The organism is Mycobacterium sp. (assembly GCF_035570115.1).
Classification (GTDB): Bacteria; Actinomycetota; Actinomycetes; order Mycobacteriales; family Mycobacteriaceae; genus Mycobacterium.
This window is the reverse complement of record NZ_DATMLH010000303.1, coordinates 1-8,888: the sequence shown is the minus strand read 5'-3', so window position 1 is coordinate 8,888 and position 8,888 is coordinate 1. Positions and strand designations below refer to the sequence as shown.

General features: G+C 64.7%; 10 protein-coding genes. 9 read left to right on the top strand and 1 reads right to left on the bottom strand.

All coding sequences use genetic code 11. From position 1 onward, the window contains the following. On the bottom strand, positions 1 to 1,392 hold a 1,392-nt coding region (locus tag VNW74_RS28735), incomplete at its 3' end, for an alpha-keto acid decarboxylase family protein (protein ID WP_325683222.1). 134 nt (positions 1,393 to 1,526) lie between these two features. On the opposite strand from VNW74_RS28735, the gene VNW74_RS28730 reads away from it, so the two are divergent. From VNW74_RS28730 to VNW74_RS28690, 9 genes are all read left to right on the top strand, one after another. Then, positions 1,527 to 1,679, top strand: a complete 153-nt coding sequence (locus tag VNW74_RS28730; protein ID WP_325683220.1) for a hypothetical protein — start codon at positions 1,527 to 1,529, stop codon at positions 1,677 to 1,679. 168 nt (positions 1,680 to 1,847) lie between these two features. Continuing rightward, a complete protein-coding gene (locus VNW74_RS28725) occupies positions 1,848 to 3,329 on the top strand; it encodes an amino acid permease (RefSeq protein WP_325683218.1) in 1,482 nt (493 codons plus the stop codon). 29 nt (positions 3,330 to 3,358) lie between these two features. Next, positions 3,359 to 4,003, top strand: a complete 645-nt coding sequence (locus VNW74_RS28720) for a TetR/AcrR family transcriptional regulator (protein WP_325683216.1) — start codon at positions 3,359 to 3,361, stop codon at positions 4,001 to 4,003. Next, complete coding sequence (locus VNW74_RS28715; RefSeq protein WP_325683214.1) at positions 3,988 to 4,647, top strand: enoyl-CoA hydratase-related protein; 660 nt, start codon at positions 3,988 to 3,990, stop codon at positions 4,645 to 4,647. Before VNW74_RS28720 ends, VNW74_RS28715 begins: the two co-directional genes overlap by 16 nt. A 138-nt stretch (positions 4,648 to 4,785) precedes the next feature. Continuing rightward, a complete protein-coding gene (locus VNW74_RS28710; protein ID WP_325683212.1) occupies positions 4,786 to 6,246 on the top strand; it encodes an aldehyde dehydrogenase family protein in 1,461 nt (486 codons plus the stop codon). Positions 6,247 to 6,302: 56 nt separating this feature from the next. Further along, the gene (locus tag VNW74_RS28705) at positions 6,303 to 6,758 is read left to right on the top strand and encodes a PPOX class F420-dependent oxidoreductase (protein WP_325683226.1); all 456 of its coding nucleotides are present in this window, start codon (positions 6,303 to 6,305) and stop codon (positions 6,756 to 6,758) included. A gap of 87 nt (positions 6,759 to 6,845) precedes the next feature. Beyond that, positions 6,846 to 7,556 (top strand): MBL fold metallo-hydrolase, encoded by a 711-nt coding sequence (locus VNW74_RS28700; protein ID WP_325683224.1) that lies wholly within the window; start codon positions 6,846 to 6,848, stop codon positions 7,554 to 7,556. Between the two features lie 52 nt (positions 7,557 to 7,608). After that, on the top strand, positions 7,609 to 8,175 hold the full coding sequence (locus VNW74_RS28695; RefSeq protein WP_325683210.1) for a hypothetical protein: 567 nt from the start codon (positions 7,609 to 7,611) through the stop codon (positions 8,173 to 8,175). A gap of 221 nt (positions 8,176 to 8,396) precedes the next feature. Then, positions 8,397 to 8,888, top strand: a 492-nt coding sequence (locus tag VNW74_RS28690; protein WP_325683208.1) for a hypothetical protein, incomplete at its 3' end; no start/stop codon positions are given.

Here is an 8,888-nt window from a genome sequence, read left to right as displayed (position 1 = left end):
CTCGCTGAGATAGCCAGAGTTGTTGAGCACGAAGACAATCGGGCGCAGCCCGTGGCGACCGAGCTGGCTGATCTCCTGAGCGGTCATCTGGTGTGAGCCCTCCCCAGTGATGAGGATCAGCCGCCGATCCGGGGCCCCCTTGGCGGCGCCGAAAGCCGCCGGGGTCGCCCATCCGATCGACGCCCACAGGGTTTGGTTGTGAAACTCCGCCCCATGAGGGAGTTGCGCCAACGCCAAACCCAGCGACGACGTCCCGGTGTCGGTGATGATCACGTCATCGGGGCGGAAGAAGTCCGCCCAGCGTGGGTAGAGGGCATCGGCGGTGATCGGGTCCTCCCCACCGCCGGTGATCGGCCCCAGCGTCTCCGGTGCGATGGCCGGCGGCTCAGCACGTTTGGTGATACGCGCCGACAGCTCCGCGAGGATGTCGGCGATCTCCACGTTGCGGTACACCGTGGAGCCGACGATGGTGCGGTGATGGTCGATGGCGATCACCTTGGCCGGGTCCAGCCGGACGGTGCCCCCCGCGGCGTTACCGTCGGTCAGCCTGGCGCCCAGCATCACCACCACGTCACACGACTCGACGAAGGCTCGGACCTGCTCGCCCATCAGCCGCCCGACGTACATGCCGATGTAGTTGGGGTGATCTTCGCCCAGCACCGACTTGTCGGCGAACATCGTCGTAAACGGTAAGCCCGCGCCGTCGACGAACCCCGTCGCGGCAGCCTGCAGGCCGAGCCGTCTCAGCAGGATCCCCGGCAGCACGCATGCCTGCCCCGCGTCGGTCAGTGCGGCGGCGACTGCGTCGGTGGCCGCCGCCAGCGACGCGGGGTCGCTGATCGGCGCGCTCACCGATGGCGCCTCGGCAAGGACGGGTGCAGTCGCGACGTCGCTGGGAATCGCCAGGTAGACCGGCCGTCGATGGTAGAACGCCGCCGCGATCAGCCGCTCTGTCTCCGCCGCCGCGTTCTGCGGCGTCAGGGCCGCGCTGGCACACACAATCGGCTCGGCCATCCGACGGAACAGGTCGAATTCGCCGTTGCCCAGCGTGTGGTGCGCGAGCGCCCGGCCCTCCTGGGTCGCCGAATTCGGCGTGCCGACCAGATGAAACACCGCGAGATGCTCCGCGCAGGCACCCGCAATACCGCTCATCGCGGCAAGTTCGCCCACCCCGTAGGTGGTGCACAGCGCGGCGACGCCGCGCATCCGGGCATACCCATCCGCGGCGTAGGCGGCATTGAGCTCATTGCAGCATGAGATCCAGTTCAGCGCCGGGTCTTCGACGATCGCGTCGTTAACCGGGAACGCGTAATCCCCGGCAACTCCGAAGACGTCATCGACGCCAATCTCTTTGAGCCGCCTTAAGACATGTTGAATGACCGTTTCAGCCATGATTTCACTTCCATTCGGGTTAACACATTCCAGCGGGACCGGAACCGGGGCGTGGCATTCCGGCGTTTTGGACATCTGGGCGGCGCTATTTCGTGAGGCCGGGTCCGCTGTGTGGGTCGACGATGATCTTGAAGATGGCGGTGGCGATGGTGATGCGAGCCGGCGAACGCCAGCTCCATTTCCGCCTTTACCAGCCGGTCGAGCATGCCGCGCTCGGACCGACGGCCAACCAGCTTCATCGCACTTCGCACTACCGCTTCGTGTCTGAACAAACGGTGTCCGGCTAAGCCTAGTTGCGAGACGCCAAAATCCGAGGCCGACGAGCACCGAAGGTTCATTGAGTTACTTGCCGCAAACATCGCGCCGTGGCACGCCGTGGGATAGCCTCCCAACCAGTCCATCCCCAGGACGTGCCGCATGGCGGCGTTGCACCGAGCCACGTCGATAGGAACCCGATGCCTCCGCTGCCCAGTACGCCTGGCCCGGCTGATCATGCGGCCGCCGATGAACGATTCGCTCGTGAGGACCAGGGCTATCACCACGACCTGAAACCTCGGCAGATGCAGATGATCGCGATCGGCGGCGCGATCGGGACCGGGCTATTCATGGGCGCGGGAGGACGACTCGCATCGGCGGGGCCCGGGTTGTTCCTGATCTACGGGATCTGCGGCGCCTTCGTCTTCCTGATCCTGCGTGCGCTCGGCGAACTGGTGCTGCACCGCCCGACATCGGGCTCGTTCGTCTCTTACGCTCGCGAGTTCTACGGGGAGAAAGCGGCTTTCGTTGCGGGCTGGATGTACTTCCTGAACTGGGCGATGGCGGCCATCGTGGACAGCACCGCGATCGCGAGCTACTTCCACTATTGGACCGCGTTCAACGCGGTCCCGCAGTGGACGCTCGCGCTGATCGCGCTGTTGCTGGTTGTGTCGGTAAATCTGATCTCGGTGAAGGCCTTCGGCGAGTTCGAGTTTTGGGCAGCGCTGATCAAGGTGCTGGCCCTGACGACGTTCCTGGTCGTCGGAATCGTGTTTCTGGCCGGTCGCTTCAAGATCGAAGGACGGAACACCGGGCCCAGCCTCTGGGCCGACCACGGCGGATTCTTGCCGACCGGCCTGCTGCCGCTTGTGCTCGTCACCTCTGGGGTGATATTCGCCTACGCCGCAGTCGAACTGGTGGGCACGGCCGCCGGAGAAACCGCCGAGCCGGAGAAGGTCATGCCACGAGCGATCAACTCAGTGATCGCCCGTATCGCGGTCTTCTACTGCGGATCAGTCCTTCTGCTGGCGCTGCTGCTCCCCTACACCGCCTACAAACACCAGGAGAGCCCGTTCGTCACCTTCTTCTCGAAAGTCGGTCTCACCGGCGCCGGCTCGCTGATGAACGTGGTGGTGCTTACCGCCGCGTTCTCGAGCCTGAACGCCGGGCTGTATTCCACCGGCCGGATCCTGCGGTCGATGTCAGTCAACGGCAGCGGTCCGAAGTTCACCGCACGGATGTCGAAAAACGGTGTGCCGTACGGCGGGATCCTGCTAACCGCCGCCATCGGGCTATTCGGTGTAGCGCTCAACGCGGTCAAACCGAGCCAGGCCTTCGAAATCGTGCTCAACATCGCCGCTATAGGGGTGCTGGCGGCCTGGGCGACGATCGTGCTCTGCCAACTCCGGTTTTACAGCAGGGTGAAGGCCGGAACGTTGCAGCGGCCGCATTTCCGGATGCCGCTCGCCCCTTATAGCGGCTATGTCACGCTGGCTTTCTTGGCGGGCGTGTTGGTCCTGATGATGTGCGACCCCGAGAAGGGTTCCTGGATCATTGCGGCGCTGGTGGCCGCCGTCCCCGCCCTGATCGGCGGCTGGTTCCTGGTCCGCAACCGTGTGACGGCCGCGGCCGACGACGTGGTCGACCATGCCAGCGAGGTGCCAGACCTAGCACCTGATTAATAGAGCATCTGCTCTGTTATTGTTCGGGGATGCCCCGACCGCGCGTGTATGAGCCGGACCGGGTTTTGGACGCCGTCGAGTCGCTGGCTGTGGCTTCCGGGCCCGCCGCGGTCACCATCCGTGCGATTAGCGCCGCCGCCGGTGTTTCCAATGGCGCGCTCTACCACACGTTCGCGTCGCGCTCGGGCCTGATGGGCCGCGCATGGTTACGGGCCGGCCGACGATTCCTCGCGGTGCAAAACGATCTGGTCGATAAGGCTTTATCGACGACCGGGCCGCAGGCGCCGGTGGCGGCCGTGGTGGCCGCCGCTGACGCGCCGGCGGTCTTCGCCGAGCAGCATCCGGACTCCTCCAAAGTGCTGCTGACGGTGTCGCGCGAAGAGCTCTTGGATTCGGATCTGCCCGACGACGTCGCCATCGAGCTGCGCGATCTCGACCGATTGCTGGTCGGCCTGCTGATCCGGCTAGCGGTCAACCTCTGGGACCGCAAAGATGCGCGTGCCGTCGACACGATCACCACCTGCATCGTCGACCTGCCAACCGCCATCCTGTTGCGCCGCGACCGGCTGGCCAACCCAACGGCCCGCGAACACCTGCGGGCGTCGGTGCGCGCGGTTCTCGACGTCGGACCACCGCCCCTCAAGAAAGGATCGAAACCGTGGGAATCAGCCTGAGCTACGAAGAGAAGATCGCCATCCTGGATCTCGGAGATGACGAAAACCGTTTCTCCCCAGAATTTCTCGACACGGTTGACGCGCACCTCGACGAGCTGGTCGGTTCGGGCGCCCAGGGTCTGGTGACCACCGGCGGCGCCAAGTTCTACTCCAACGGCCTGGACCTGGATTGGCTGACCGCGCACGGGGATCAGACGACGTGGTACGTCGGACGCGTGCAGGGCATGCTGGCCCGGTTCCTCACGTTGCCGGTACCCACCGCGGCGGCGGTGGTCGGTCACGCGTTCGGCGCGGGGGCGATGCTGGCGCTCGCGCACGACTTCCGGGTGATGCGCTCCGACCGGGGCTTCTTCTGCTTCCCCGAGGTGGACATCCGCATCCCCTTCACCCCCGGAATGGCCGCACTGATCCAGGCCAAGCTCACCCCACAGGCAGCGGTCGCTTCGATGACGACCGGACGCCGCTTCGGCGGCGATGACGCCTTGGCCCTGGGCATTGTCGATGCCGTCGCGGGTGAGGGCGCCGTGACCGGCACGGCTGTCGACATCTTGCGCCCGCTCAACGGCAAGGACCCGGGCACGCTGGGGGCCATCAAGCAAACGATGTTCGGCGCCGCGGCGCAGGCGCTGACCACGAGTACTTAAGAGCCCCAGAGCAATTAGCTTCAGGCAAAAAGCCTGGACATCACGTGGTTAGACGCATAACGTACGCCTCGGGCGGCACTCTATTTTCGTAGATCCACGCCGCACCACGACCTCGCAATGACGCGGGAAGGACGACCCATGACAACGGTGCAAGCTGTACTCGACGAGATCCGCGACCGTCCTGGAACCGGCGACGTCATCCCGGTCTTCGACCCGTCCACCGAAGATCAAATCGCCGAGTTCACCGACTGCGGCACCGACGCCGTCAACGCGGCCGTGGCGCGCGCGAAAGCCAGCGCCGAGTCCGGGATCTGGTCACAGAAGCCCGACTACGAGCGCGCCAAGATCCTGTGGCGCGTCGCCGAACTGATCGACAAGAACGCCGAGCTTCTCGCCGAGCTCGAAATGCTCAACGGCGGAATGTATCCCGCTCAAGCGGAGATGCAGGTGAAGATCGGCGCGGAGTGGTTCCGTTACTACGCGGGCTGGTGCACCAAGATCGACGGCATCGCGCGCGACGTCAATACCGGTGGTCTGACCGGGGTCGATTCGCACATGCACACCTACACGGTGCGCGAGCCCTACGGCGTGGTTGGACTGATCTTCCCGTGGAACGGCCCGGTCTTCAATTTCTGCGCCAAGCTCGCGCCATCACTGGCGGCCGGCTGCAACAGCGTCGTCAAACCCGCTGAGGAGACACCACTTTCAGCACACGTGCTGATGCAGATCCTGGCGGAGGCGGGAGTTCCCGACGGGGTGGCGAACCTCGTCAACGGCTACGGCCACACCGTTGGCGCCGCGATCACCGCGCACCCCGACGTCGAGAAGGTCGCGTTCACCGGTTCGACCGAGGTCGGCCGGGCTATCGTGCACGCCTCGGCGGACAGCAACCTCAACAAGGTCACCCTGGAACTCGGCGGCAAATCGCCAGTGCTGATCTTCGACGACGCGAAACTGAAAAAGGCCATCCCGATGTCGGCGTTCGGCACGTTCGTCCACTCCGGGCAGGCCTGTGTGTGCGGTTCGCGCATTCTGGTCCAGCGCGGTGTCTACGACCAGGTAGTCGAGGGCATGGCGATGGTTGCGAATGCCATGAAGATGGGCGGCCCCAAAGAAGAGGGCACCATGAGCGGTCCGCTGATCAGCCAGAAGCAACTCACCCGCGTCCTGGGCTACCTCGAGCAGGGCAAGTCCGACGGCGCGGAGATCGTCACCGGCGGACACCGGCTCGACCGCAAGGGTTACTTCGTCCACCCCACGGTCGTCACCAACCTCGACCCCGACACGAGCCGGCTGTTTCAGGAGGAGATCTTCGGCCCGGTGGTCACGATCCTGCCGTTTGACGACGAGGACGAGGCCGTCGCGCTGGCCAACAACAGCACCTACGGGCTGGCCGCGACGGTGTGGACCAAGGACCTTGGCCGCTCGCACCGATTGGCCAAGCGGCTCAAGGCCGGAACCGTCGGGCTCAACTGCGCCTTTCCGTACGACCACTCCATGCCGTTTGGTGGCTACAAGCAATCCGGCTGGGGTCATGAGTCGGGTAAAGCCGGCATCGACACCTACCTGCAGACCAAGATCGTCTGGGCGCAGATGTAATAGCTGAGAATCGCGCCGACTGTGCTCGTGACGTCACCCCGATTACGTTGGGGTTCATGGCTACCAAATTTGCGACAGCCGAGGAAGTCAGCCTCTCCGATTTACTCGATTTCGTCCGGCCGCGACACAGAATGGTGCTGACCACCTTTCGGGCGGACGGCTCGCTGCAGAGCTCGCCCGTGACCGGCGGCATCGACGAACAGGGCCGGGTGGTGATCGCGAGCTATCCCCAGCGCGCGAAGAGCGCCAACATCCGGCGCACTCCGAAGGCAAGCGTGGTCGTGCTGTCCGACGAATTCAACGGCGCCTACGTGCAGATCGACGGGGATGCCGAAGTGATCGACGTGCCGGAGGCGGTCGAATCGCTCGTCGACTATTACCGCGCGATCGCAGGCGAGCACCCCGACTGGGACGAGTACCGCAGCGCGATGCTCGACCAGCGCAAGTGCCTGATTCGCGTGAAGCCGCACAGCTGGGGCCCGGTGGCGACGGGCGGATTTCCTCCCGCGTGACGGCTGCGCAGATCTCGCGCTGCGCGGAGGCTGAACTGGGCCCACGAAGTCGGACCCAAGGAGCACGATGTCGGGATGGACAGAAGCTTGCAGACGAGCGTCGACGAGATCGCAGACAAGGTCTTCCGACTCTCCACCTGGGTTCCCGACATCAGCGAGCACGGCTTCACGTTCAACCAGTTCCTGCTGACCGGCGACCAGCCGTTTCTGTTCCACTGCGGTATGCGGCAGCTTTTTCCGTTGGTTTCGGCGGCCATCGCGAGGGTGATCCCATTGGAACGACTGCGCTGGATCTCATTCGCCCACGTAGAGGCCGACGAGTGCGGGGCAATGAACCAGCTGCTGGCCGCCGCACCGCACGCCGAGGTCGTTCACAGCCCCTTGGCCTGCACGCTCTCGCTGAACGACCTGTGCGACCGGCCGCCGGTGCCGGTAGGTACCGACGCGCACGACATCGGAGGCCACCGGCTGCGGTTCATCGCCACCCCGCACGTGCCGCACAACTGGGAAAGCGGGCTGTGGTTCGACGAAACCACTTCTACGCTTTTAGCCGGCGACCTGCTCACGCACACCGGTCAATGCCCCGCGCTCACCGAATCCGATTGTGTGGCACCGGCTTTAAAGGCCGAGGCGTTATTTCACGCCACCGGCCTTACCACAAATCTGGCACCTACCTTGGAGCAGTTGGCGCAGTTGGAGCCAAGCACGCTGGCGCTGATGCACGGTGCTTCGTTCAGTGGAGACGGCGCCGGGCAGCTTCGTGGACTGTCCGACGCCTATGTGTCCATGATCGGGTGACCGCGCGTCACTGCCACCGCTTCGCCCACCTCCTGCGTACCCTTGATTTGCGATGTTTCTGCATGGGTTCAAGACCAACGGGACAAGCGGCCGACTGCTGGCCGGCGTGCTGCTGAGTGCTGCTCTGGTCAGCGGATGCAGCTCGCTCATCCATGGCAAGGCGGTCTCGTCGTCGGGTGCGGGACCCACCGAGCCGCCGTTCCCGAAGGCCAAGCCGTCGATACCATCGCCGGCCCCGTCGCGGCCCGCCCCGCCGAGCGGCAACCCGCCGGCCGGCGCGATCCCGCTGCCGCCCGACGGCAGCGGCCACGTATTCATCGAGACCAAATCCGGCCAGACCCGATGCCAGATCGACAGCGACAGCGTCGGCTGCGAGGCGCAGTTCACCAACTCGCCGATGCAGGACGGCGAACGGGCCAACGGCGTCAACATCACCGCGAGCGGCGACGTGCAATGGGTGCTGGGCAACCTCGGCGACATCCCGACGGTGACCATCGACTACCAGACCTACGACGCCGCCGGCTGGACGATCGCGGCCAGCGAAAGCGGCACCCGATTCACCAACGAGCACACCGGCCACGGCATGTTCGTCAGCATCGAGAAGGTCGACACCTTCTAACACATCAAAAAATGCACGTCAGAGCACTAACGTGCCGATCTGGTTCACCGACAACGTCCTGACCGCCGCCCATTACTTGGGTCGTAAACCCTCTGCCCGGGGGTGCAAGTCATTTCCGGTTCACGGATTCGGCGGGTAGCAACATATAGGTGTGTGTGCATCCAGGGTTGTCGCGGCGCATCCTAGTTCGAAAAGCCGTTGCGAGCCGAGAGGACAAACCCATGGCCCCAGACTGTCTGAGTACTCTCGCCGGTTTGTGCGCCGCGCCGCTCGCGATCGCCTTGTCGCTTCCGCAAACTGCCTCCGGCGACACTCCGTCCTGGAACGGCGAGTACGCGATCACGTTCATGGTTGGTCCAAAGGACGGGACCAGCATGGCGGCCGGTGATCCTGAGGGGCAGCACACCGAGACCTATGGGTTCCGCTCGAACTGCACGAACGGAAAGTGCGTCGCCACAATCGTTAGCGGCCCTGCGCCGAGTAATCCGACGGTTCCGCAACCGGTTCAGTTCACCTGGGATGGGTCGTCCTGGACGCAAGTCAGCGAGTTCCAGTGGGACTGCATGATGCATGACACCACCATCCAATGGGCTCCGGCCCGATCCAATGTTCGCTACACGCCCCAAGCCAACGGAACACTTGCCGGCGTCATGCACACCGACATCTTGAGCGGCCCGTGCCAGGGCTGGATCGAGATGGACATGACGGCCGAG

Excerpts from the sequence above, each read along its gene's own strand:
- VNW74_RS28730 (WP_325683220.1), top strand. The coding sequence starts at position 1,527 with ATGGCGGTGGCGATGGTGATGCGAGCCGGCGAACGCCAGCTCCATTTC.
- VNW74_RS28725 (WP_325683218.1), top strand. The coding sequence starts at position 1,848 with ATGCCTCCGCTGCCCAGTACGCCTGGCCCGGCTGATCATGCGGCCGCC.
- VNW74_RS28720 (WP_325683216.1), top strand. The coding sequence starts at position 3,359 with ATGCCCCGACCGCGCGTGTATGAGCCGGACCGGGTTTTGGACGCCGTC.
- VNW74_RS28710 (WP_325683212.1), top strand. The coding sequence starts at position 4,786 with ATGACAACGGTGCAAGCTGTACTCGACGAGATCCGCGACCGTCCTGGA.
- VNW74_RS28705 (WP_325683226.1), top strand. The coding sequence starts at position 6,303 with ATGGCTACCAAATTTGCGACAGCCGAGGAAGTCAGCCTCTCCGATTTA.
- VNW74_RS28695 (WP_325683210.1), top strand. The coding sequence starts at position 7,609 with ATGTTTCTGCATGGGTTCAAGACCAACGGGACAAGCGGCCGACTGCTG.